The organism is Azospirillum doebereinerae (assembly GCF_003989665.1).
In the GTDB taxonomy this organism is placed as follows: Bacteria; Pseudomonadota; Alphaproteobacteria; order Azospirillales; family Azospirillaceae; genus Azospirillum; species Azospirillum doebereinerae.
On the sequence record NZ_RZIJ01000001.1, the window covers coordinates 235,060 to 260,087 of the forward strand.

The 25,028-nt window shown below is 67.6% G+C and carries 17 protein-coding genes and 3 tRNA genes; 9 read left to right on the plus strand and 11 right to left on the minus strand.

Going from position 1 to position 25,028, the window contains the following annotated elements; translation table 11 throughout:
* Positions 1–8: 8 nt before the first annotated feature.
* The 6 genes from EJ913_RS01085 (at position 9) to EJ913_RS01110 (ending at position 5,903) form a co-directional block, all read left to right on the plus strand.
* Complete coding sequence (locus EJ913_RS01085) at positions 9–1,037, plus strand: glycosyltransferase family 2 protein (protein WP_126994004.1); 1,029 nt, start codon at positions 9–11, stop codon at positions 1,035–1,037.
* Entirely contained in the window at positions 1,034–1,456 is a 423-nt protein-coding gene (locus EJ913_RS01090; RefSeq protein ID WP_126994006.1) for a GtrA family protein, read from the plus strand. Before EJ913_RS01085 ends, EJ913_RS01090 begins: the two co-directional genes overlap by 4 nt.
* A gap of 77 nt (positions 1,457–1,533) precedes the next feature.
* Positions 1,534–2,373, plus strand: a complete 840-nt coding sequence (dapF, locus tag EJ913_RS01095) for a diaminopimelate epimerase (RefSeq protein WP_126994008.1) — start codon at positions 1,534–1,536, stop codon at positions 2,371–2,373.
* Between the two features lie 33 nt (positions 2,374–2,406).
* Entirely contained in the window at positions 2,407–3,675 is a 1,269-nt protein-coding gene (gene mtaB, locus EJ913_RS01100) for a tRNA (N(6)-L-threonylcarbamoyladenosine(37)-C(2))-methylthiotransferase MtaB (protein WP_126994010.1), read from the plus strand.
* A gap of 15 nt (positions 3,676–3,690) precedes the next feature.
* Entirely contained in the window at positions 3,691–5,046 is a 1,356-nt protein-coding gene (ftsY, locus tag EJ913_RS01105) for a signal recognition particle-docking protein FtsY (RefSeq protein WP_185909640.1), read from the plus strand.
* A 107-nt stretch (positions 5,047–5,153) separates the two neighbouring features.
* Positions 5,154–5,903, plus strand: a complete 750-nt coding sequence (locus EJ913_RS01110) for a sulfite exporter TauE/SafE family protein (RefSeq protein WP_126994012.1) — start codon at positions 5,154–5,156, stop codon at positions 5,901–5,903.
* Positions 5,904–5,995: 92 nt separating this feature from the next.
* Here the strand turns inward: EJ913_RS01110 and EJ913_RS01115 are convergent.
* The 11 genes from EJ913_RS01115 to EJ913_RS01165 form a co-directional block, all read right to left on the minus strand.
* Positions 5,996–6,070 (minus strand) — tRNA-Val (locus EJ913_RS01115).
* 58 nt (positions 6,071–6,128) lie between these two features.
* Complete coding sequence (locus EJ913_RS01120) at positions 6,129–6,401, minus strand: HU family DNA-binding protein (RefSeq protein WP_119829687.1); 273 nt, start codon at positions 6,399–6,401, stop codon at positions 6,129–6,131.
* 204 nt (positions 6,402–6,605) lie between these two features.
* Positions 6,606–9,026 (minus strand): endopeptidase La, encoded by a 2,421-nt coding sequence (gene lon, locus EJ913_RS01125; RefSeq protein ID WP_126994014.1) that lies wholly within the window; start codon positions 9,024–9,026, stop codon positions 6,606–6,608.
* Positions 9,027–9,245: 219 nt separating this feature from the next.
* On the minus strand, positions 9,246–11,318 hold the full coding sequence (locus EJ913_RS01130) for a methyl-accepting chemotaxis protein (protein ID WP_126994016.1): 2,073 nt from the start codon (positions 11,316–11,318) through the stop codon (positions 9,246–9,248).
* Positions 11,319–11,545: 227 nt separating this feature from the next.
* A complete protein-coding gene (gene clpX / locus EJ913_RS01135) occupies positions 11,546–12,808 on the minus strand; it encodes an ATP-dependent Clp protease ATP-binding subunit ClpX (protein ID WP_126994018.1) in 1,263 nt (420 codons plus the stop codon).
* A gap of 198 nt (positions 12,809–13,006) precedes the next feature.
* Positions 13,007–13,636: an ATP-dependent Clp endopeptidase proteolytic subunit ClpP gene (gene clpP, locus EJ913_RS01140; protein ID WP_126994020.1), complete on the minus strand. Its 630-nt coding sequence runs from the start codon at positions 13,634–13,636 to the stop codon at positions 13,007–13,009.
* Positions 13,637–13,751: 115 nt separating this feature from the next.
* Entirely contained in the window at positions 13,752–15,086 is a 1,335-nt protein-coding gene (gene tig / locus EJ913_RS01145) for a trigger factor (RefSeq protein WP_126994022.1), read from the minus strand.
* Between the two features lie 90 nt (positions 15,087–15,176).
* Positions 15,177–15,261, minus strand: a tRNA-Leu gene (locus EJ913_RS01150).
* Between the two features lie 161 nt (positions 15,262–15,422).
* Positions 15,423–16,997, minus strand: a complete 1,575-nt coding sequence (locus EJ913_RS01155) for a malonyl-CoA decarboxylase (RefSeq protein WP_126994024.1) — start codon at positions 16,995–16,997, stop codon at positions 15,423–15,425.
* 113 nt (positions 16,998–17,110) lie between these two features.
* Positions 17,111–18,568, minus strand: coding sequence for an NAD(P)H-hydrate dehydratase (locus tag EJ913_RS01160; protein ID WP_126994026.1), 1,458 nt, complete (start codon positions 18,566–18,568; stop codon positions 17,111–17,113).
* A gap of 173 nt (positions 18,569–18,741) precedes the next feature.
* Positions 18,742–18,817 (minus strand) — tRNA-His (locus tag EJ913_RS01165).
* Positions 18,818–19,135: 318 nt separating this feature from the next.
* On the opposite strand from EJ913_RS01165, the gene EJ913_RS01170 reads away from it, so the two are divergent.
* The 3 genes from EJ913_RS01170 to hsdR all read left to right on the plus strand — a co-directional run bounded on the left by EJ913_RS01170 (position 19,136) and on the right by hsdR (position 24,934).
* Positions 19,136–19,474, plus strand: coding sequence for a P-II family nitrogen regulator (locus EJ913_RS01170; RefSeq protein WP_126994028.1), 339 nt, complete (start codon positions 19,136–19,138; stop codon positions 19,472–19,474).
* A gap of 259 nt (positions 19,475–19,733) precedes the next feature.
* Positions 19,734–21,143, plus strand: a complete 1,410-nt coding sequence (gene glnA / locus EJ913_RS01175) for a type I glutamate--ammonia ligase (RefSeq protein ID WP_126994030.1) — start codon at positions 19,734–19,736, stop codon at positions 21,141–21,143.
* A 263-nt stretch (positions 21,144–21,406) separates the two neighbouring features.
* Positions 21,407–24,934, plus strand: a complete 3,528-nt coding sequence (hsdR, locus tag EJ913_RS01180) for a type I restriction-modification system endonuclease (RefSeq protein ID WP_126994032.1) — start codon at positions 21,407–21,409, stop codon at positions 24,932–24,934.
* Positions 24,935–25,028: the final 94 nt, after the last annotated feature.

A 25,028-nucleotide genomic window follows, 5' to 3' on the forward strand; every position in this document is an offset into this window, starting at 1 on the left:
ACCCCGCCATGACCGTCACGACCATCGACCGCCCCGTCGCCGACAGCGCCGCCGACACCGGCGCCTTGGCCACCCCCATGGCCAACGCCGCGCCGGCCGTGGCGGTGCTGATCCCTTGCTACAACGAGGAGGCGGCCATCGGCGCCGTCGTCCGCGACTTCCGCGCGGCGCTGCCCGACGCGACGGTCTACGTCTACGACAACAACTCGTCCGACCGCACGGTCGAGGCGGCGCGCGCCGCCGGCGCCATCGTCCGCCACGAGCCGTTGCAGGGCAAGGGCAACGTGATGCGCCGGATGTTCTCGGACATCGAGGCCGATGTCTACGTGCTGGTCGACGGCGACGACACCTACCACGCGGCCTCGGCCCCGCTGCTGGTGAAGCGGTTGTGGGAGGACCAGCTCGACATGGTCAACGGAGCGCGGGTGACCGACATCGTCGCCGCCTACCGCCCCGGCCACCGCTTCGGCAACCTGCTGCTGACCGGCATGGTCGCCAACATCTTCGGCAGCCGCATCCAGGACATGCTGTCGGGCTACCGGGTGTTCTCGCGGCGATTCGTGAAGTCCTTCCCGGCGCTGTCCAGCGGCTTCGAAACGGAAACCGAGCTGACCGTCCACGCGCTGGAACTGCGCATGCCGATCACCGAGATCAAGACCCCCTACAAGGACCGCCCGCCCGGCTCGCACAGCAAGCTCAACACCATCCGCGACGGTGTCCGCATCCTGAAGACCATCCTCATCCTGGTGAAGGAGGAGCGGCCGATGCCCTTCTTCTTCGCCATCTTCGCGGCGCTGGCGGCGGCGGCGGTGATCCTGGCCTGGCCGGTGCTGGCGACCTACGTCCAGACCGGGCTGGTGCCGCGCTTCCCCACCGCGCTGCTGTCCACCGGGCTGATGCTGCTGGGCTTCCTCAGCCTGACCTGCGGGCTGATCCTCGACACGGTGACGCTCGGCCGGCGCGAGGCCAAGCGCATGCGCTACCTGTCGATCCCGGCGCCGGGCAACCACCCGCCGCTGGCCGGCGGCCGTCCGTGACGGTCGGCCTGCTGGACAGCCGGCTCGGCCGGCTGGGGGTGCAGTTCGGCAAGTTCGGACTCGTCGGGATCGTCGGATTGCTCGTCGACATGGCGGTGCTCTACGCCGGGCTGGCGCTCGGGCTGGAGTTCTTCGCCGCCCGCATCCCGTCCTTCCTCGCCGCCGCGACGACGACCTGGGCGCTGAACCGGGCCTTCACCTTCAAGGGCGCGGCGGACGAGCCGCTGCACCGGCAATGGGCCAAGTTCATCGCCGCCAACGCCTTCGGCGGGGTGGTGAATTACGCCGTCTCGGTCGGGCTGGAGGCCAACGTCGGCGTGGTCGGCGCCCACCCGTTCCTGGCCGTGGCCGCTGGCTCCATCGCCGGGATGCTGTTCAACTTCGCGGCGTCCAAGCATCTGGTCTTCAAAGGCGCGTAGAACAGGACGAAGAGGAGGGCTGGTCTGCACGCCGGCCGTCTGGACTTGGGTGGCCGTCTCGCCATATAACGGCGATCATGACCCGCGAATTCCTGAAGATGCACGGGCTCGGCAACGACTTCGTCGTGATCGACGCCCGCTCCACGCCGTACTCCCCGGCCGCCGCCGAGGTGCGCGCCATCGCCGACCGCCGCACCGGCGTGGGCTGCGACCAGTTCATCGTGCTGGAGCCGTCGAAACTTCCGGGCGCCGCCGGGTTCATGCGCATCCGCAACGCCGACGGCAGCGAGGCCGGGGCCTGCGGCAACGCGTCCCGCTGCATCGGCTGGCTGCTGCTGGAGGAATCCGGCGCCGATCGCGCCAGCTTCGAGACCGCCGCCGGCCTGCTCCACGCGTCGCGCGCCGACCATGGCCGCATCACCGTGGACATGGGGCCGCCGCGCCTGGATTGGGACGCGATCCCGCTGGCCGCGCCCGCCGACACGCTGCGGGTCGCGGCGGTTGAGCACGCCGGCTTCGCCGGTCCGGTCGCCGTCAACATGGGCAACCCGCACGCCGTCTTCTTCGTGGACGACGCCGAGGCCGTGCCGCTCGACGAGGTCGGCCCGGTGTTCGAGAACCACCCCGCCTTCCCCGAGCGCGCGAACATCGAGTTCGCCCAGGTGCTCTCGCCCACCGCCATCCGAATGCGGGTGTGGGAGCGCGGGGCGGGCGTCACCCAGGCCTGCGGCAGCGGCTCCTGCGCGACGCTGGTCGCGGCGGTGCGGCGCGGCCTGACCGCGCGCAAGGCCGACATCCTCCTCGACGGCGGCACCCTGACCATCGAGTGGACCGAGGACGACCGCGTCCTGATGACCGGCCCGGTGGCGCTGAGCTTCAGCGGCCGGCTGTCAGCCGAGATGGTCGCGGGATTGTGACCGGTTCTCCCCTGCCCGGCGAAGGGATCCGCCATGCCCGATGATCTGCGTCTGAAGGCCGCCGAGCCGGAGATCGTCACCTTCGGCTGCCGGCTGAACACCTACGAATCCGAGGTGATGCGCAACCACGCCCGCAACGCCGGGCTGGACGACGTCGTCATCGTCAACACCTGCGCCGTCACCTCGGAAGCCGAGCGGCAGGCCCGCCAGACCATCCGCAAGCTGCGGCGCGAGCGGCCCGGCGCCCGCATCGTCGTCACCGGCTGCGCCGCCCAGATCGACCCGCAGCGCTTCGCGGCGATGCCCGAGGTCGATCAGGTCATCGGCAACCAGGAAAAGCTCCAGCCGGAAAGCTGGGGCCTCGCCCCGGCCGAGAAGGTGCTGGTCAACGACATCATGTCGGTCAAGGAGACCGCCGGTCACCTGATCGGCGGCTTCGAGGACCGCGCCCGCGCCTTCGTCCAGGTCCAGCAGGGCTGCGACCACCGCTGCACCTTCTGCATCATCCCCTACGGGCGCGGGCCTTCGCGCTCCGTCCCAATGGGCGGGGTGGTGGAGCAGGTCCAGGCCCTGGTCAAGGCCGGCTACAACGAGGTCGTGCTGTCCGGCGTCGACATCACCAGCTACGGCCCCGACCTGCCGGGCAATCCCTCACTCGGGCAGATGGTGCGCCGTCTGCTGGCCTGCGTGCCGGAGCTGCCGCGCCTGCGCCTGTCCTCGCTCGACTGCATCGAGATGGATGAGGATCTCTGGCGCCTGATCGAGACCGAGCCGCGGCTGATGCCGCACCTGCACCTGTCGCTCCAGGCCGGCGACGACATGATCCTCAAGCGCATGAAGCGCCGCCACGGCCGCGCCGACGCCGTCGCCTTCTGCCGACGGGTGCGGGCTCTGCGCCCCGACGTGGTGTTCGGCGCCGATTTCATCGCCGGTTTCCCGACGGAGACCGAGGAGATGTTCGAGAACACCCTGCGGCTGGTCGAGGAGTGCGGCCTGACCTGGCTGCACGTCTTCCCCTACAGCCCGCGCCCCGGCACGCCCGCCGCCCGCATGCCGCAGATCGACGGTTCCGTCCGCAAGGAGCGCGCCGCCCGTCTGCGCGCGGTCGGCGCCGAGGCGGAGGCCCGCACCCTGGCCTCCCTGATCGGCCGCACCGCGAGCGTGCTGGTCGAGAAGGATGATCTCGGCCGCACCGAGCATTTCGCCGAAATCCGTCTGGGCGCGGTGCACCCGCCCGGCTCGCTGGTGCGCACCGCGATCACCGGAATTGTGGACGGCAAGCTCGTCGGCACCCCTCTTTAAAAAATCGGACATCCCATGATCCTGCGTTGGTTCGGCCGCAAGAAGCCCGAAGAGGACTCCCGCCAGGACGAGGCCCTCAACCCCGCGCCCCAGCCCAGCCCGGAACCGGACGCGCTCACGCCCCAGCCGGAACCGGACGCCGAGCCGCCGGCCGCCGACCCCGCGTCGCCTGAGGAACCCGTCAAAAAGGGCTGGTTCTCCCGCTTCACGGAAGGGCTGACGAAGACCGAGGAGCCCCGCAAGGAGGACGCTCTCCCGCCGGAAACGGAACCCGCTCCGGTGCCGCCGGAGACTGCCGCACCCGCGCCAGACCCCGTCATTCCGGAACCGACGCCCGAACCGCCGCCTGTGGCTGAACCGGCCGGCGAGCCCATCGCCACCCTGGAACCGGAGCCGGAGGCCGAGGATGCCGAACCGCTGCCGGCGCTGGAAGAGGCGCCGCCGACCAAGAAGGGCTGGTTCTCCCGCCTCAAGGAAGGCTTGGCGAAATCCTCGTCCAAGCTGACCGACGGCATCACCGGCATCTTCACCAAGCGCAAGTTGGACGACGAGGCGCTGGAGGAGTTGGAGGATCTGCTGATCACCGCCGACCTCGGCCCCGCCACGGCGGCCAAGGTCACGGCGGAGCTGGCGCGCACCCGCTTCGGCAAGGAAGTTTCCCCCGAGGAGGTCAAGGCCACGCTGGCCGCCGAGGTGACGAAGATCGTCGGCCCGGTGGCCAAGCCCCTGGTGATCGACCCGGCGCTCAAGCCGCACGTCATCCTGGTGGTCGGCGTCAACGGCACCGGCAAGACGACGACCATCGGCAAGCTGGCCCGCCAGTTCCGCGCCGAGGGCAAGACGGTGATGCTGGCCGCCGGCGACACCTTCCGCGCCGCCGCCGTCAGCCAGTTGAAGATCTGGGGCGAGCGCACCGGTTGCCCGGTCGTCTCGCGCGACACCGGGGCGGACGCCGCCGGCCTCGCCTACGACGCCGTGGAGCGGGCGCGGGCCGAAGCCGTGGACGTCCTGCTGATCGACACCGCCGGCCGCCTGCAGAACAAGGCCGGGCTTATGGACGAGTTACGCAAGATCGTCCGCGTCATCAAGAAGGTGGACGAGACCGCCCCCCACACCACCCTGCTGACCCTGGACGCCACCACCGGCCAGAACGCCCATTCGCAGGTCGAGATTTTCCGCGACATGGTCAGCGTCAACGGCCTGATCCTGACCAAGCTGGACGGCTCGGCGCGCGGTGGCGTGCTGGTCTCGCTGGCCGAAAAGTTCAAGCTGCCGGTCCACGCCATCGGCGTCGGCGAGGGCGTCTATGATTTGCGCCCGTTCGACGCGGAGGCCTTCGCCAAGTCCCTGATGGGGCTGGAAACGAACTAACGGCAGGCCGGGAGGCCGCTTGGAGAAACCTGCCTTCGCGTATCGCTGAGGCAGGCTCCAAATCATCCGCATTGTCCCGCTTTGGGGACCGAGGCTACATCGGCCTCATGATGCACCAACCGCTCTCCATCATTACCATAATCGCCGTCACCTTTCTGCTCGCGGGCGCCGTGAAGGGCATGATCGGGCTGGGACTTCCCACAATCGCCATGGGCATGCTCGGTCTCGTCATGCCTCCGGCCGAAGCGGCCTCTTTGCTGATCGTGCCTTCGTTCGTGACGAATGTTTGGCAGTTGGCGAACGGTCCCGGATTTGGTCCTCTCTTGGAGCGTCTGTGGCCGATGATGGCGGGCGTCTGCCTGGGGACGTGGGTCGGCGCGGGCTTCCTGGCCGGCGGGTCATCGGGTTTCGCCACCACGGCGCTGGGGATCGCCTTGGTGCTGTACGCGATCCTGGGCCTGTCCTCGATGCGCCTGCGCGTATCGCCTCGGGCCGAACCATGGATGGCGCCATCGGTCGGACTGGCCACGGGGCTGGTGACCGCCGCCACCGGGGTCTTCGTCCTTCCCGCCGTCCCCTATCTCCAGGCGCTCGCCCTCGAAAAGGAAGAATTGGTGCAGGCCTTGGGCTTGTCCTTCACGGTATCCACCGTGGCGCTTGCCGCCGGGCTTGCCCAACATGGCGTGTTCGCCGGCCCGCTCATGGGAGTGTCCCTGCTGGCCTTGGCTCCGGCCCTAGCCGGCATGATGGTCGGCCAATGGCTGCGGCACCGTGTGCGCCAAGCGACCTTCCGGCGGTGCTTCTTCCTGGGCCTGCTGGCCTTGGGCGTCCATCTGGCTTCACAGACCATGGTCTGAACGGCAATAGCCCCCGGTCTACCGATTTGCCTAAAAACGACAAAGGCCCCTGCGAAGGGGCCTTGGAACAGCACTTAACTCGTTGAGATCGTTGGTGGGCGATGAGGGGATCGAACCCCCGACATTCTCGGTGTAAACGAGACGCTCTACCGCTGAGCTAATCGCCCCAAACGAATCCGGCCGGACAAACGCCCGGCCGGCCGCACTATGCCCTGAACGCAGAGCTCAGTTCAAGGCATCCTTCAGCGTCTTGCCGGCCTTGAACTTCGGCTGCTTGGACGCCGGGATGTCGATCTTCTCGCCGGTGCGCGGGTTGCGCCCCTCGCTGGCGGCACGCTCGGCGACCGCGAAGGTGCCGAAGCCGACCAAGCGGACCTCGTCGCCCTTCTTCAGCGAGTCGGCGATGCCGTCGAACACTGCATCGACCGCCTTGGTCGCGTCGGTTTTAGACAAACCAGACGCATCGGCCACATGCGCCACGAGATCGTTCTTATTCACGCAATCCCCCTTCCGAAGTCATCAAATACTCAACACCAAAAAGCCGCCCCACGACTTTTCGGGGGCAAAGGATAATCACAGCGTCACCCGCCCGTCAATTGGAGACGAGCGGGCAATGCCATGCACACCCAGGCATTCTCTGGGGCATTCTCTGAGACGCTCCCTCAGGCGTTGCACCTTCGGAAACACCTCAACCCGGATCGATCAGTGGCGCAGGGAGTCACCCTTGTCGCCCGCGGTCTTGTCGGCGGCCTTCACGGTGGCCGCGTCCATATCGGCCTCGGTCCACTCGATCGGCTCGACCGGACGGGTCAGCGCGTTGCGCAGAACCTCGTCCACCGTGCCGACCGGGATGATCTCCAGCCCGCGCTTCACGTTGTCGGGGATGTCCGCCAGATCCTTTTCGTTGTCCTTCGGGATCAGCACATGCTTGATGCCGCCCCGCAGGGCCGCCAGCAGCTTCTCCTTCAGGCCGCCGATGGGGAGCACACGGCCGCGCAGCGTGATCTCACCGGTCATCGCCACGTCCTTGCGCACCGGAATGCCGGTCAGCACCGAGACGATGGAGGTGGCCATGGCGACGCCGGCGGACGGGCCGTCCTTCGGCGTCGCGCCTTCGGGAACGTGGACGTGGATGTCCTTCTTCTCGAACAGCGTCGGCTTGATGCCGAAGGCAACGGCGCGCGACTTGACGTAGCTCTCGGCCGCTTGGACCGATTCCTTCATCACGTCGCCGAGTTTGCCGGTGGTGGTGACGCGGCCCTTGCCGGGCAGGCCCACCGCCTCGATCGACAGCAACTCGCCACCCACCTCGGTCCAGGCCAGACCGGTGGTCACGCCCACCAGATCCTCAAGCTCCGCCTCGCCATAGTGGAAGCGGCGGACGCCGGCATACTTGTCGAGGTTGCGGCGGGTCACGGCGACCTTGCCGGCGCCCGACGGCTTCATCAGGATTTCCTTGACCGCCTTGCGGCACAGGTTGGCGATCTCGCGCTCCAGGCTGCGGACGCCGGCCTCCCGCGTGTAGTAGCGGATCAGGTCCTTCATCGCGTCGTCGGAGATCGAGAACTCGCCCTTCTTCAGGCCGTTCGCCTCGATCTGCTTCTCGATCAGGTGTCGCTTGGAGATCTCGACCTTCTCGTCCTCGGTGTAGCCGGCGACGCGGATGATCTCCATGCGGTCCAGCAGCGGCTGCGGCATGCGCATGGTGTTGGCCGTGCAGACGAACATCACGTCGGACAGGTCGTAGTCGACCTCCAGGTAATGGTCGTTGAAGGTGCCGTTCTGCTCGGGATCCAAGACCTCCAGCAGCGCCGAGGACGGGTCGCCGCGCCAGTCGGCGCCCAGCTTGTCGATCTCGTCGAGAAGGAACAGCGGGTTGGACGACTTGGCCTTCTTCATGCCCTGGATGACCTTGCCGGGCATCGAGCCGATGTAGGTCCGGCGGTGGCCGCGCACTTCGGCCTCGTCGCGCACGCCGCCCAGCGACATGCGGACGAAGTTGCGGCCCGTGGACTTGGCGATCGACTTGCCGAGCGAGGTCTTGCCGACGCCGGGCGGGCCGACGAGGCAGAGGATCGGCCCCTTCACCTTGTTCATGCGGTTCTGGACGGCGAGGTATTCAAGGATGCGCTCCTTGACCTTGTCCAGGCCGTAATGGTCGGCGTCCAGAACCTTCTGCGCCAGCTTCAGGTCGCGCTTCACCTTGGTGCGCTTCTTCCACGGAATGGACAGCATCCAGTCCAAGTAGTTGCGCACCACGGTCGCCTCAGCCGACATCGGGCTCATCGAGCGCAGCTTCTTCAGCTCCGCCAGGGCCTTGTCGCGGGCTTCCTTGGGGAAACGGGTCTTGTTGATCTTCTCTTCCAGCTCGGCCGACTCGTCGCGGCCGTCCTCGGTCTCGCCGAGTTCCTTCTGGATCGCCTTGAGCTGCTCGTTCAGGTAATACTCGCGCTGGGTCTTCTCCATCTGCCGCTTGACGCGGTTGCGGATGCGCTTTTCCACCTGAAGCACGCCGATCTCGCCTTCCATGAAGGCATAGACCCGTTCCAGCCGTTCGGACACCGTGGCGCATTCCAGAAGCTGCTGCTTCTCCGGAATCTTCAGCGCGAGGTGCGAGGCGACGGTGTCGGCCAGCTTGCCCGATTCCTCGATCTGGTTGATCGAGACCAGGACCTCCGGCGGGATCTTCTTGTTCAGCTTGATGTACTGCTCGAACTGCGAGACGACGGCGCGGCTCAGGGCTTCGAGCTCCTGGTTCTCGCCAGTCTTCTCCTCGATCAGTTCGGCCTGGGCCTGGAAGAACTCCTCGTTGTCGGCGAACTTGGTGATGGCGGCGCGCTGGCCGCCCTCCACCAGCACCTTGACGGTGCCGTCCGGCAGCTTGAGAAGCTGCAACACGGTCCCGATGGTGCCGACGCTGTAGATATCCGCCGGGGTCGGATCGTCCTGCGCGGCGTTCTTCTGGGTGACCAGCAGGATCTGCTTGTCATCCTTCATCACGTCTTCCAACGCGCGCACGGACTTCTCGCGCCCGACGAACAGCGGCACGATCATGTGGGGGAACACCACGATGTCGCGCAGCGGGAGGACGGGGTAGAGGTCACCACGGGAGAGTTCGATCATCGGCAGGGCCTCAGTGAAAGGATCGCCGCCAGCCCGGAATGGGCCTGACGCGGCCCCCGCCTTACGCAACAAGCGCGGGGATCGGAAACGGCACGTTGACTAACGTGGCACACGCCCCGGTGCCCTTCAAGGGGTTGACGGCGGCGGCGGGCCGTTTCCTCGCCGCGACGCGGCGGAAAACGGCCTCTCCCTCCCCTTTCATCACCGTTCTTCGATGATTCAGGCCGCGGCAAGCCGTTGGACGTAGCCATCGACGGTCGTGCGCAGCGTTCCGGCCTCATCGGTGAGCCCGCGCGACGCCGCCAGCAGCTCGCCCGAGGCGATCCGCGTGCTTTCCGCGGTGGCGGCGACCTGCCCGATGGTGCCGGACACTTCGCTGGTGCCTTGCGCGGCCGCCTGAATGTTGCGGGCGATCTCCCGCGTCGCGGCGTTCTGCTCCTCCACCGCAGCGGCGACCGCGGCGGCGGCCTCGCTGATCGCGGCGACGGTGCGGCTGATCGCGCCGATGGCGTTCACCGCGCTGCCGCTGACGTCGCGGATCTCGCCGACGCGGAGCTGGATGTCCTCGGTCGCTTTCGCCGTTTGGCCGGCGAGGCTCTTGACCTCGCTGGCGACCACCGCGAATCCTTTTCCGGCCTCGCCCGCGCGCGCCGCCTCGATGGTGGCGTTCAGCGCCAGCAGGTTGGTCTGCGAGGCGATCGAGTTGATTATGTCGACCACCGACCCGATCCCCGCCGCGCGTTCGGCCAGGGTCGCCACGATCCCGGCGGTGGTGCCGGCCTCGCGCACCGCGTCCTGGGCGATGCGCGCCGCGTCGTCGATGCGCCGGCCGATCTCGCCGCTCGACGCCTGGAGTTGCTCGGAGGCGGCGGCGACGGTCTGGATGTTGCCGGTGGCGTCGGCCGAGGCGGAGGCCACCGCGTTGGAGCGCGACGAGGTGCTTTCCGCGGCGTCGGAGAGGCGCTCGGAACTGCCGCGCACGCTTTCCGCCGTGCTCGACAGGTGGCGAACCACCGATTCGAGCTGGCCCACGAACTCCTGCGTCGCCCGTTCCGTCTCCTGGCGCCGCGCCTCGCGCTGCTCCCGCTCGGCGTTGCGCCGGGTCTCGGCCTCGTCGGCGGCGCGGGCGCGGTCCTGCAGCACGCCGATGGCCGAGGCCATCTCGCCGATCTCGTCCCGACGCCCGCCATGCGGCACGTCGAGGTCGCGCCGCCCGCCGGCGATGGCGCCGACCACCCCGGCCAGCTCGACGATCGGCCGGATGGCGCGGCGGGTGATGGCGACGCCGACCGCCGCCAGCGCGATCACCGCGAGCCCCAGCACGGCGAGCGCCATCACCAGATGACGAATCGCCAACGCGTGGTGGGTCTCCGTCAGGTCACGGGCGCTCAGGAAACCAGCGTCGCGGATCGCCAGCAGATTCTGCAGCAGCGGCGAGGCCGAGCGGCGCCATTCGGCGCTGTCCAGATCATAGGCCGCCCCCTTGCGCGAGGCGTCGAGAACCCGCGCCTTGTAAGCGCCGAACCCCTGCACATAGCCCTTGCGCGCGACCTCCAGCGCCGCCCGCAGGCCGGCTCCCATGTCGCCGGCGACGATGTCGTCCTCGACCGAGGCCCAGCTTTCCTGGATGCGCCCCTCCAGCAGCAGCGCCTCGCGCTCCGCCTCGGGCGTGAAGGGCTTGCCGGAGCCCAGCGTCCGCAGGAAGAGGACCGATTGCTGGCCCGCCACCTCGCGCATCGCCGCCGCCCGCCCGGCGACGTCGGCGCGGTCGCCGGCGGTGGCGTCAAGGTCGGTCAGCCGGTGCCCGAGCCCGTTCGTCGTCGCGCTCACCGCCGACGTTACCCCGACCATCGCCGCGAAGAAGCGGGCCGGCGCGTCGGCCGGCCGGCCGGCGCGGTCCAGGGGCAGCCAGCCGTCGACCGTGCGGCGGACCTCCGCCAGCTTTCCCGCCAGCCCGGACAACTCGGACAGCGCCCTGGCGTCGCCGAAGGCCATGGCGCTGGCCATCAGCCGCTCGCGCGCGCCGTCGGCCTGGGCGCGGGCCTTGGTCAGCGAATCCCGCGTCGCCGCGTCCGCCGCCACGCCGGCCGCCAGCGGCAGGTTGATGACGCCACGCTCCAGCGCCAGCGCCTCGTTCAAGGCCGCGGCGCTGCCCAGCACGTCGACGATGGCCCGCGCGTCGGACGCCCGGCCGGCCGAGCGGGTTTCCTGCACCGCCAGCCAGCAGGCCGGGACCGCCGCAACAATTCCAACACTCGCCAGACATATATAGAGGAAGCTGCGTATTTTCATGTCACGCTCGCCGATGCATTGTTATTCAGCTTCGTTGGATAATGACGGGAAGGATTTGTTTCGAACCCCACCAATCTTTTTTCCAATCAGTTCTTGGCGGTGAGCATATCACGCACGAACAATTCGCAGAAATACCTCACGTCATGGAATAAGGGTTTCCATCCGGAAACAAAAAAGGGCGCCGAAGCGCCCTTTTTCATCGTACAGACCGGAAAGGCCGAAAATCGTCAGGCCCCCGGAGCCTCGCTGCGGCGCTCTGCATGGACGTAGAGCGGCTTGGCCCGCCCCTCGACGACCTCCTTGTTGACCAGGATGCTCTCGATTCCCGACAGGCCGGGAAGGTCGAACATCGGGTCGAGCAGGATCGCCTCCATGATGGAGCGCAGGCCGCGCGCGCCGGTCTTGCGGGCGATCGCCTTGTGCGAAATGGCCCTCAGCGCGTCCTCGGAGAATTCGAGGTGCACGTCCTCCATCTCGAACAGGCGCTGGTACTGCTTGACCAGCGCGTTCTTCGGCTTGCTCAGGATCTCGACCAGCGCCGGCTCGTCCAGGTCGGACAGGGTGGCCAACACCGGCAGGCGGCCGATGAACTCGGGGATCAGGCCGAACTTCAGCAGATCCTCGGGCTCGACCTCGTGCAGGATGTCGCCGGTCGTCCGCTCGTCGGGGCCGCGCACGTCGGCGCCGAAGCCGATGCTGGTGCCCTTGCCGCGCTGGGCGATGATCTTGTCCAGCCCGGCGAAGGCGCCGCCGCAGATGAACAGGATGTTGCTGGTGTCGACCTGCAGGAATTCCTGCTGCGGGTGCTTGCGCCCGCCCTGCGGCGGCACGGAGGCGACGGTGCCCTCCATGATCTTCAGCAGGGCCTGCTGGACGCCCTCGCCCGACACGTCGCGGGTGATCGACGGGTTGTCGGACTTGCGGCTGATCTTGTCGACCTCGTCGATGTAGACGATGCCGCGCTGCGCCCGCTCGACGTTGTAGTCGGCGGCCTGGAGCAGCTTGAGGATGATGTTCTCGACGTCCTCGCCGACGTAACCGGCCTCGGTCAGCGTCGTGGCGTCGGCCATCGTGAAGGGCACGTCGATGATCCGCGCCAGCGTCTGGGCGAGCAGCGTCTTGCCGCACCCCGTCGGACCGATCAGCAGGATGTTCGACTTGGCGAGTTCGACGTCGTTGTGCTTCGTTCCGTGCGCCAGCCGCTTGTAATGATTGTGGACCGCGACCGAGAGAACGCGCTTGGCGTAGATCTGGCCGATCACATAATCATCGAGCACCGCTTGGATGTCGCGCGGAGTCGGAACCCCATCGCGGGACTTCACGAGGGTGGTCTTGTTCTCCTCGCGAATGATATCCATGCACAGCTCGACGCATTCATCGCAGATGAACACCGTCGGACCGGCAATCAGCTTGCGGACCTCGTGCTGGCTCTTGCCGCAGAAGGAGCAGTAGAGCGTATTCTTCGAATCGCCGCTGCTGGACTTGCTCATCGGTACTCCGTCATCTCGCGGGGGGCGTGGCCCGAGGACCATACCCGTTCGCGGCGCCCCCCGACGCCGGTCCATTCAGAGGTTGTCACGGGCGACGCCCCTGACAAGGCCACATCTCGATTCAGCCCAGTGTCGAGCCGTTCCTCCGTGCATTCAACAACAGCGAAACGGCCCGATCAACCCTTTGTTCGATCCGCCTTACGACGCGCGGATGTCGCCGCCCGGCCGCTTTTCCACCACCTCGTCGATCAGGCCGAATTCCTTGGCCTCTTCCGGCGACATGAACTTGTCGCGTTCCATGGCGTTTTCGATGGTGTCGAGCGTCTGGCCGGTGTGCTTGACGTAGATGTCGTTGAGCCGCGACCGCAGCTTCAGGATCTCCTGCGCCTGGATCTCGATGTCCGAGGCCTGGCCCTGGGCGCCGCCCGAGGGCTGGTGGATCATGATGCGGCTGTTGGGCAGCGAGAAGCGCTTGCCCGGCGCGCCGGCGGTCAGCAGCAGCGAGCCCATCGACGCCGCCTGGCCCATGCACACGGTGGACACCTGCGGACGGATGTACTGCATGGTGTCGTAGATGGCGAGGCCGGCGGAAACGTAGCCGCCCGGAGAATTGATGTAGAGCGCGATGTCCTTCGTCGGGTTTTCCGATTCGAGGAACAGCAGCTGCGAGCAGATCAGGCTGGCGACGGCGTCGTTGACTCCGCCGATCAGGAAGATGATCCGCTCCTTCAGCAGGCGCGAATAGATGTCGTACGCGCGCTCACCCCGGTTGGTCTGTTCGATGACCATCGGGACCAGAGCATTCATCTTCGGCTCGAAGTCGTACATGTGTTCTTCCCTGCCCCCGCAGTTGGCTGGACCGGTGTTCGTTCCCGGCACGAAACCACATATAGGCGCCGCCGGGGGCGGGCGGAAGCCCACCCCCACTCCTTTTGGGAGTTTGTTACGCCTCGGCGCTCTCTTCGTCCTCGTCCTTGGTCAGTTCGTCGACGGTGACCGTCGTCTCGGTGACCTTGGCCAGCTCGAGGATGTGGTCGACGACCTTGTCCTCGAAGATGGGCGCGCGCAGGTTTTCCAGCGCCTGCTGGTTCTGCTTGAAGAACTCGAACACCTGACGCTCCTGGCCGGGGAAGCGGCGAGCCTCCTCGATCAGCGCGCGGTTCACCTCGTCCTGGGTGACCTGGATGTTGTTGCGGCGGCCCACCTCGGACAGCAGCAGGCCCAAGCGGACGCGGCGCTCGGCGATGGCGCGGTATTCGGTCTTCAGCTCGTCCTCGGACTTGTCGGCGTCCTCACCGGCGTTGCCGTTCTTCAGCTCTTCCTGCAGGCGGGCCCAGATGCCCTCGAACTCGATGTCGACCATGCCGGCCGGCACCTCGAAGGAGTGGCCCTCGGCCAGCTTGTCGAGCAGCTGGCGCTTCACGCGCAGGCGCGACAGCTTGGCGTATTCGCCCTTGATGCGGTCGCGGACGGCTTCGCGCATCTTCTCCAGGCTCTCCATGCCGAACTCCTTGGCGAGGTCGTCGTTGACCTCGGCCGGGACGTTCTTGCGGAGCTCCTTGACGTCCACCTCGAACACCGTGGCGGCGCCCTTCAGGCGCTCGTGCGGGTAGTCCTCGGGGAAGGTGACGCTGATGGTCCGGTGCTCGCCGGCCTTGGCGCCGACCAGCTGCTCCTCGAAGCCCGGCACGAAGCGGCCGGCGCCCAGCTCCAGGGGATAGTCCTTGCCGTCCATGCCCGGCAGGGCCTCACCGTCCACCGAACCGGCGAAGTCGATCAGCGCGATGTCGCCGGTCTCGGCGCCACGGTCCTCGGTGACCGGGGCCTGGGTCGAATGCGCGCTGGCCAGCTTGGCCAGGGCCTCCTCCACCGACTCGTCGGTCACCTCGGCGACCGGCTTCTCCAGCTCGATCGCGCCGAACTCGCCCGGCTCGACGTCGGGCAGCAGCTCGACGGCCATCTTGTAGGTGAGGTCGCCGTTCTCTTCGTACTTCTCGACCTCGATCTTCGGCTGGAGCGCCACGCGCAGGCCCCGCTCGCTCAGCGCCTGGCGCGAGCTGTCGGAGATGGCGTCCTCCAGCACCTCGGACAGCACGCCGCCGTGGTAGCGCTGCTTGATCACGCTCACCGGAACCTTGCCCGGACGGAAGCCCGGCAGCTGGACGGTGCGGCGCAGCTCTTCCAGCTTGCCGTTCACCTTCCCTTCGATGTCCGTGGCGGAGATGACGACCTGAAATTCGCGCTTGAGGCCGTCGGTGCTGGTCTCGGTGATGTTCATCGGAACGAAAGCCTATCTCGTTGTTCCGGCCCGGCGGCGCCCGTCCGGGCGGCCCGAAACCGTGTTATCCATGCGGTCCGTGTTTTGCCATGGTGCGGGCGAAGGGACTTGAACCCATACGACCGAAGTCACTGGAACCTAAATCCAGCGCGTCTACCAATTCCGCCACGCCCGCGTTTCCATGGCAAAAGGCAGCCGCGACGGGTGCCGCGACACCCGCCGGACCGCCGGCGAAGTCCGGTCTATAGCACAGCGGCCCCGTTGCAAACAGGCAAATTGGGGCGGGTTCGGTCGGGAACGCCGCCGATTCCGCCCCCTTCGCCCGACCGGTCCGCCCTACCCGCCCGCCTTGCCCAGCGAACGGATCGCCGAGGAGGTGATGATCCTGCCGTCGCCGCTGTAGGATTCGTGGTTGGCGTCGATCTCGCCCAGCCGGTAGCGGTAGTTGATCATCAGCCCCATGGATTGCTTCAACCCCTTGCGCGAGCGGTCCGCCAACCAGTTCAACCGTTCCATCCGGGCGCCGTTGGTCAGGTGGAAATGCGCCACCGGATCCAGCGCGCGGGCCTGCGCGCCGCCCGGACGCTCGGCGCGCCGGTCGGACGCCCGCGCCGTGGTCAGATAGTGCACGGCGATCCGCATCAACGGCCCGCGCAGGCGTTTTTGCAGCTCCTCGTCCTCCTGCCAGCCGGGAATCGCCAGCGCGCGGGCCAGGATCGGAACGTCCTCGCCCGACTCGGGCGGGGTCTCGCCCCCCTCGGACAGACGTTCGGCCAAGCGCTCGGCGATGCGCTCGGCCTCGGCGTTGGTCAGCAGGGCGTCGCCGTCGCGGTCCAGCGTGCGGTCGAACCAGCGGCGGAAGCCGGGGATCGGCGACAGAGTGGCGAAGCACTTGATGTTGGGGAACTCGCCGGTCAGCCCGTCCACCACCCGCTTGATCAGGAAGTTGCCGAAGCTGATGCCGGCCAGCCCGCTCTGCGCGTTGGAGATCGAGTAGAAGATGGCGCTGTCGGCGCTCTTCGGGTCGCAGACCGGCGCCGAGGGATCGAGCAGCGCCTGCACGTTGTCGGACATGCCCTGGACCAGCGCGACCTCGACGAAGATCAGCGGCTCGTTGGGCATGCGCGGGTGGAAGAAGGCGAAGCAGCGCCGGTCCGAATCGAGCCGGTCCTTCAGATCCTGCCAGCCGCTGATCTCGTGCACCGCCTCGTATTTGATCAGCTTCTCCAGCAGCGAGGCCGGGCTGTCCCAGGTGATGCGGTGCATCTCCAGGAAGCCGACGTCGAACCAGGAGCGCAGCAGGTTCTTGAGGTCGTCCTCCAGCGCCTGGAGCAGCGGCTCGCCGCGCGCCATCTCCATCAGTTCGGTGCGCAGGTCGACCAGGAACTTGACGCCTTCCGGCAGGGCGTTGAACTGGGTCAGCAGCCGCACGCGCGGCGGCTCCAGGGCGCGGCGCAGGGCGCGCTCGGCGTGGCCACGCGCCACGGGGTCGGTCGCCGCCTGGAAGGTCGCCATCGCCTCGTCCACGGCGGCCCGCTCGACGTCGAAGTCGCGCGCGAGCATCATTAGGAAGTTGCGCCGCCCCTGCGGGTCCAGCGCCAGATAGGTGCGGCCGAGCTGCGCCGCCCGCGCCCGCGCCGACACCTCGCCGCCGCGCGCCTCCAGGCAGGCTTCGATCTGCTCCTTGAGGCGCTCGGCGTCTTCCTTGGGCAGATGCGTGCGCGGCGCGGCACCGACCACGCCACGGGCCGAGGCGGCGATCTCACGCCAGTGGGTGCGCAGATTGTCCAGCGCACGGTCGAAGAAACCCGGCGGGGCGGCGGAGGCCGGGGCCGTCGGGTCGGGGGTCACCGTGGCGGTGGCCTTGGGGGCGGTGGCCTTGGCGGTGTCGGTATCGGGTGCATCGCTCATGCCCCGGAGTCTGACCTCTGCCGCCCGTTTCGGCAAGGGGACGCGCGCGGACACCCGCCGGAGGTACTACTGACAAGCCACCGGCCAATGACGAGGAGTCCCGTACCGGGCGGTCAGCCCTTCAGCGCGCGCAGCACTCCCGGCAAGGCGTTCGGCAAGTCCTCGGAAATCAGCCCCGGCCCGATCGTGTAGGCCGCTTCGCCGTGCAGCCACACCGCCGCGCAGGCCGCTTCGAACGCCTCCATGCCCTGGGCGATCAGCCCGAGCACGATGCCGGCGAGCACGTCGCCCGAGCCGGCCGTCGCCAATTCCGCCGGGGCGTTGATGTTGATGACCGCCCGGCCGTCGGGCGCCGCGATCACCGTGTCGGCCCCCTTCAGCAGCACCACGGCGCCCGAGCGCGAGGCCGCCGCGCGGGTTCGCGACAGCTTGTCGCTGTCCATGCCCACCGAGGACCCGAACAGCCGCGCGAACTCCCCCTCGTGCGGGGTCAGCACGCAGCGCGCGTTCAGATGGTCCAGCAGGTCGTCGGAGGTCTCGGCGAAGCTGGTCAAGGCGTCGGCGTCGAGCACGCAGGCCTTGTCCGCCGCCAGAGCCGCGGCGACGTGGGCGCGGGTGCGGGCGCCGACCCCGGCCCCCGGCCCCAGCAGCACGGCGTTCTTGCGGTCGTCGCCCAAAATTTGGGCAAACTCGGAATCGCCGGCCATCGGCTCCACGATCACGCTGGGCGACCCGCTGGCGTAGACCGTGAAGGCTTCCTGCGGGCAGGCCACCGTCACCAGCCCGGCCCCCGCCCGCAGCGCCGCGACCGAGGCCAGCCGTGCCGCGCCGGTCATCCGCGCACCGCCCAGCACCACCGCGTGGCCGCGCGCGTATTTGTGGCCGTCCAGCATCGGCCATGGAAACAGGTGACGCCAAAGATCGGGGCCGTTGACGGCGGTCTGCGGCACGATGCCGTCGAGCACCCGGTCGGAGATGCCGATGTCGGCGACCAGCACCTCGCCGCACAGCGTGCGCCCCGGCAGCAGCACATGGCCCGGCTTGCGCCGGAAGAAGGTGACCGTCAGCGCCGCGTGGGGCGCCACGCCCAGAACGCGCCCGCTGTCGCCGTGCAGGCCGCTCGGCACGTCCACCGCGACGACGGTGCGGCCCTCCATCGCCTCGACGATGGCCTTGGCGACGCCCTCCAGCGGGCGGGACAGCCCGGCGCCGAACAGCGCGTCGATGACGAGCGGGTTGCCCTTGAGAATATAAGGATCGGCCGCCTCGATGGGACCCGGCCAGCGCTCCGCCGCCAGCGCCGCGTCGCCAACCAGGGCCGAGCGGGTGCCGAGCAGCGCGAGGCGCACCGGCCATCCGGCCTCCAGCAGCAGCCGCGCGATGACGAAGCCGTCGCCGCCGTTGTTGCCCGGCCCGCACAGCACCGCCGTCGGGTGCGGCGCCCAGCGGGCGCACACGGCGCGGACCACGGCGGCCCCCGCCGCCTCCATCAGGAGCTCTCCCGGCACGCCGGCCGCGATGCTCATCGTATCGGCCCGGTGCATCTCCGCGACGGACAGAAGCTCGTCCACCACTCCTCCCCTCGATCAAGGCGACGGGGCCCAGAGTGGGGCGCCGTCCTTCAACCGGGCAAGCATAAACACCCGCTGTGCGGCCAGCCAGCCGCGCGGGTGTCAATGCATCGATTTTTCTGGATCGATTCTTGCAAAATCTCCCGGAGGAGACATTTTTGCAGGAAAGAAGATGGGGCGATGGACGGGACTCGAACCCGCGACCACTCGGACCACAACCGAGAGCTCTACCAACTGAGCTACCACCGCCGTCGTTGGGAGCGCTTATTTGCCCCAGCCGAGCCGGTCGGTCAAGCGATTTTTTCCGTGACCGCGAAAAAAGCCGTTTTTACCCGATGCGCACGATTTCGTGCGGAACGCTTGCGGGTTTTGCACAAATAACGTTCAATACGCCGCATCTTTCGGCAACGCGATGCCACAACCAACGGCAGCCCACCGCCTTTCGTCGTGGTTTCACGCAGCCGGATCGGAGTACCCGTTTTTGGCACGCTCCATGCTTTAAGTCGTCGTGTCGGCAGAGCCGTGGACGGTGCCTGCCGACGTTGGCACCTCGTACACGAGAGACCCATGAAGAAGATCGAAGCCATCATCAAGCCGTTCAAACTCGACGAGGTGAAGGAAGCCCTTCACGAAGTCGGGATCAAGGGGATCACCGTCACCGAGGCCAAGGGCTTCGGCCGCCAGAAGGGCCACACCGAACTGTACCGCGGTGCGGAATACGTCGTCGACTTCCTGCCGAAGGTGAAGATCGAGGTGGTGATGGAAGACACGCTGGTGGAACGGGCGATCGAGGCGATCCAGCAGGCGGCCCACACCGGCCGCATCGGCGACGGCAAGATCTTCGTCACGCCCGTGGAAGAAGTGGTCCGCATCCGGACCGGCGAAAAGGGTCCGGACGCGATCTGATCGCGCCGAGCCCGCCCCTACCAGCCAGACGTCGCCAACATGCGCCTCACCCGTCCCCCCGCCCGGCCGTTCCACGCCGTGCCTTGCTGTTCCTCGGCCGATGGCCGTAGGGCGAAGGTGCGACTTTTTCGGCTGGCGCGTTGTGTGGGCCGGAAAGGCGTGACATAACGTCCGCCGCGAGCGCCGTTTTTCCGCCCTCGTGACCCGAAGGTGGCTTGACGCAGCGGGATCCAAACCTCTTAAGCGTGGAAAAAGAGATATGTCCGACATCAGCAAGGTCTTCGACCTGATCAAGGAACACGACGTCAAGTACGTGGACCTGCGCTTCACCGACCCGCGCGGCAAGCTCCACCACACCGCCCAGCACGTCTCGACCATCGACGAGGACGTGTTCGAGGACGGCATCATGTTCGACGGTTCGTCGATCGCCGGCTGGAAGGGCATCGAAGAGTCGGACATGATCCTCCAGCTCGACCCGACCACCGCCGTGATGGATCCGTTCGCCGCCCAGCCGACGCTGAACATCCTCTGCGACGTGTTCGATCCGGGCACCGGCCAGGCCTACGAGCGCTGCCCGCGCGGCATCGCCAAGGCCGCCGAGCGCTACACCGCCTCGGCCGGCATCGGCGACACCATCTATTTCGGTCCGGAAGCCGAGTTCTTCGTCTTCGACGACGTCAAGTACACCGTCGAGATGAACAAGGTCTCCTACCAGTTCGCGTCGGACGAAGGCTCCTATTCGTCGGACAAGGAGTATGAGGACGGCAACCTGGGCCACCGTCCGGGCACCAAGGGCGGCTACTTCCCGACCGCTCCGGTGGACAGCGCCAACGACCTGCGCGCCGAGATGCTGAGCGTCCTGGCCGAGATGGGCGTTCCGGTCGAGAAGCACCACCACGAGGTGGCCGCCGCCCAGCACGAGCTGGGCATCAAGTTCGACACGCTGGTCCGCACCGGCGACAACATGCAGTACTACAAGTACGTGGTGCACAACGTCGCCCACGCCTACGGCAAGTCGGCCACCTTCATGCCGAAGCCGGTGTTCGGCGACAACGGCTCGGGCATGCACTGCCACCAGTCGATCTGGAAGGACGGCCAGCCGCTGTTCGCCGGCAACCAGTACGCCGACCTGTCGGAGCTGGCGCTGTACTACATCGGCGGCATCATCAAGCACGCCAAGTCGCTGAACGCCTTCACCAACCCGTCGACCAACAGCTACAAGCGCCTGGTCCCGGGCTACGAGGCCCCGGTGCTGCTGGCCTATTCGGCCCGCAACCGTTCGGCGTCCTGCCGCATCCCCTACGTCGCCTCGCCCAAGGGCAAGCGCGTCGAGGTCCGCTTCCCCGATCCGTCGGCCAACCCGTATCTGGCCTTCGCCGCCATGCTGATGGCCGGCCTGGACGGCATCCAGAACAAGATCCACCCCGGCGACGCGATGGACAAGAACCTGTATGACCTGCCGCCGGAAGAACTGGCCAAGGTTCCGACGGTTTGCGGCTCGCTGCGTGAGGCCCTCACCTCGCTGCGCGAGGACAACGAGTACCTGCGCAAGGGCGACGTCTTCTCGCAGGACATGATCGACGGCTACATCGACCTCCGCACGGAAGAGATGATGGCCTTCGAGACCATGCCGCACCCGATCGAGTACAAGATGTATTACTCCGTTTGATGTAAGTTGTTGATTTCATTGGGGGTCGTTGGATTTTTGCTCCAGATTTGGCGCAAAGAAACCCAAGGAAAATCAACAGCCACCGTCTCGGATGTCTAACGTGGAAACGGGTCGGCTTGCCGGCCCGTTTCTCGTTTTGGGAGCATGACGCGGTCAACACTTCGCCTTCCTCATGGGCATGACTTCCCCAACCCTAGCGTGATCGAACCTGATGACAGCGGCCGCACCCGCGTGTAGAATTTTCTACCGACGGGAGAATTCTTTTGGCGCGTTCGTCCAATTTCGGGTTCCTGGCACGGTATGATGTCCAGCTCGAACGGCTGGGTGCCCTGGCCGAGCGCTTCTTCGCCGAGGACGCGAACACATCCATCATCAAGACCGGACAGTTCGCTGAACTGCTAGCGCAGTTGACGGCGGCCAAGCTCGGGATGTGGACATCCCCGGAGGAAAAGCAGGCCGACCTGCTGCGCCGCCTGCGCGATCGCGGCGTGCTGACCCGCGAGGTCGGCGACCTCTTCCACTTTCTCCGCAAGGCCAGGAACGACGCCGCGCACGATCTCGACGGCGATCATCGGATGGCGCTGTCCTGCCTGAAGAACGCCCGGACGTTGGGGGTCTGGTTCCACCGGACCGTCACCGGCGACCGGGCCTTCGCGCCCAGCCCGTTCATCCCTCCATCCGACCCGCGCGCCGAAGGCGCCGCCTTGAAGGCCGAACTGGAACGGCTGCGAGGTGAACTCGCCGAACGGCAGTCGGCGCACGAGCGCATGGCGGCAGAGGCGCAGGCGGCGGCCCAGGCCGAGGCTGACCGCCGGCTGTCCGCCGAGGAGCGCGCCGCCCGCGCTGAAGCCGAGCGCCAGTCCTGGGAGCGGCTCGCCCAGGAGGCCGACGCCGACCGTGTGCGACTCGAGGCCGAGCTGACAGCCGCCCAGGCCCAGGCGGCGAGCGAGCCCGCGGAAGCCATCCAGGATCGCGTCGAGGTGGCCTATGCCATCGGCCAGGGCATCGACCTCGACGAGCGCGAGACCCGCCGCCTGATCGACGCCCAGCTCCGCGACGCGGGCTGGGAGGCGGACAGCGAGGTGCTCACCCACGCCGCCGGCGCCCGCCCGCAGAAGGGGCGCAATCTGGCGATCGCCGAATGGCCCACCGCCGACGGCGTCGCCGACTACGCGCTGTTCGCCGGCCTGGCCATCGTCGGCATGGTCGAGGCCAAGCGCGCCAACGCCAACGTGTCGGAGTTCATCAACCGGGCGGAGCGCTACAGCCGCGGCTACGTCCCGCGCGGCGACGATCAGCCGCCATCCGAGGGGCCGTGGGGCGACCTGCGCGTGCCCTTCCTGTTCTCGACGAATGGGCGCCCCTTCCTGCGCCAGTTCGAGGCGCTGTCCGGCATCTGGTTCCGCGACGGCCGCCACCCGCAGAACCTCGCCAAGGCGCTGGACGGCTGGTACACCCCCGCCGGCCTCCTCGAGGCATTGCGCAACGACCCGCGCGCCGCCGATGCCCGGCTGTCCCGCGACCCGTTCGCCTTCAACTTCCCCTTGCGCGACTACCAGCAGAGGGCCATCCGCGCCGTCGAGGAGGCGATCTCCGCCGGCCGGCGCGAGATCCTGGTCGCCATGGCGACGGGAACCGGCAAGACCAAGACCTGCATCGCGCTGGTCTACCGCCTGCTGAAGGCACAGCGGTTCCGCCGCATCCTGTTCCTCGTGGACCGGACGGCGCTCGGCGAGCAGGCCGGCAACGCGTTCAAGGAAACGCGGATGGAACACCATCAGGTCTTCGCCGACATCTTCGCGGTGAAGGAGTTGGGCGACATCCTTCCCGACCCCGAGACTAAGCTGCACATCGCCACCGTCCAGTCCCTGGTCAAGCGCGTCCTCTACGGCGAGGAGCCGCCGGCGATCGACCAGTACGACTGCATCGTCGTGGACGAGTGCCATCGCGGCTACCTGCTCGACCGCGAGATGGGCGACGAGGAGCTGAGCTTCCGCAGCCAGGACGACTACGTCTCCAAATACCGCCGCGTGCTCGACCGCTTCGACGCGGTGAAAATCGGGCTGACGGCGACGCCAGCCCTGCACACCGTGGAGATTTTCGGCGAACCCGTCGTCCGCTACACCTATCAGGAAGCGGTGGTCGATGGCTGGCTGGTCGATCACGACCCGCCGCTGCGCGCCCACACCGCACTCAGCCAGGAAGGCATCCACTGGGACGCCGGGGAGCGGGTGGACGTCCTCGACACCCGGACCGGACAGCTCGACCTCATCCATCTGGACGACGAGGTCCGGTTCGACGTCCAGGACTTCAACCGCAGAGTCCTGACGCCCGACTTCAACCGCGTCATCGCCGAATGGCTCGCCGGCCACATCGACCCCGGCCTTCCGGGCAAGACGCTGGTGTTCTGCGCCACCGACCTGCACGCCGACATGGTGGTCGCCGCCCTGCGCGCCGCCTTCTCCGCCCGCTACGGCGCCGTCGAGAATGACGCGGTCGCCAAGATCACCGGGCGGTCCGACGACCCGATGCGGCAGATCCGCCGCTTCAAGAACGAGGAACTCCCCAAGGTCGCGGTCACCGTGGACCTGCTGACCACCGGCATCGACGTGCCGAAGATCGTCAACCTCGTCTTCATCCGCCGGGTCAACAGCCGCATCCTGTACGAGCAGATGATCGGCCGCGGCACCCGCCTGTGCGAGGACCTGTTCGGCCCCGGCCAGCACAAGACCGCCTTCCGCATCTTCGACGCGGTCGGCCTCTACGCCGCGATGCAGGACCTGACGGAGATGCGCCCGGTCGTCGCCAACCCGAACATCACCTTCGCGGCGCTGATGGAGGAGTTGGCCGAGGCCACCGGCACACCCCTTCCCGCCCCCGCCCCGGCGCTGCCGCCGCCCGGCTTCGCCGAAGAGGAACAGGCTCCGTTCGAGGGGCCGCCCCCCGAGTCATCCGGACTGGCCCCGGAGGCCGCCGAGCGCCGCGCGCAGCAGGCGCGCTGGCTGGTCGGCCAGATCGTCGCCAAGCTGCACCGCAAGCGCCGCCGCCTGTCGGAGGCCGGCGAGCGCCGGTTCCGTGAACTGGCCGGCACCGACCCGGACAGCTTCGTCCGCCGCGTGAAGGACGCGCCGCCCGAGGAGGCGGCCCGCACCCTCATCGAGCACCGCGCCCTGATGGAGTTGCTTGACACCCGCATCGCCGACGACCCCATCCATGTGCCGCTCTACGGCGGAGCCGACGAGTTCCAGCACGAGGAGACCGGCTACGGCCCGAACATCACCCGGCCCGAGGACTACCTTGCCAGCTTCCGCCGCTATCTAGCGGAGAACCTGAACCGGGTCCCGGCGCTGAACGCCGTCGCCAACCGCCCCCGCGAGTTGACTCGCGCCCAACTCCGGGAAGTTCGCCTGCTGCTGGAGCGCGACGGCTTCGGCGAGGCGGAGTTGCGCGCCGCCTTCCGTGACGCGACGAACGCCGACATCGCGGCGTCGGTCATCGGCTACATCCGGCAGGCCGCGCTGGGCGATCCGCTCATCCCCTACGACGAGCGTGTGGACCGGGCGATGCGCCGGGTGCTATCCAGCCAGCCCTGGACGAAGGCGCAACGCGACTGGCTGGAGCGGATCGGGCGGCAGATGAAGAAGGAAGTTATCGTTGACCGCGAAGTGCTGGACCAGGGCGAGTTCCGCCAGCAGGGCGGCGGATTCGCGCGGCTGGATCGCGTGTTCGACGGGCACCTAGATGAGATCTTAAACAGTTTTTCAATTTATACTTGGGATTTGACCGCTTAATTGATATTAATTTCTGTTCGATTAGAGGAAATCAATATTATGACTGGCAGAAATCAACCTCTAGGTGTATCGAGCACATTGCTGTGTCGCTGCA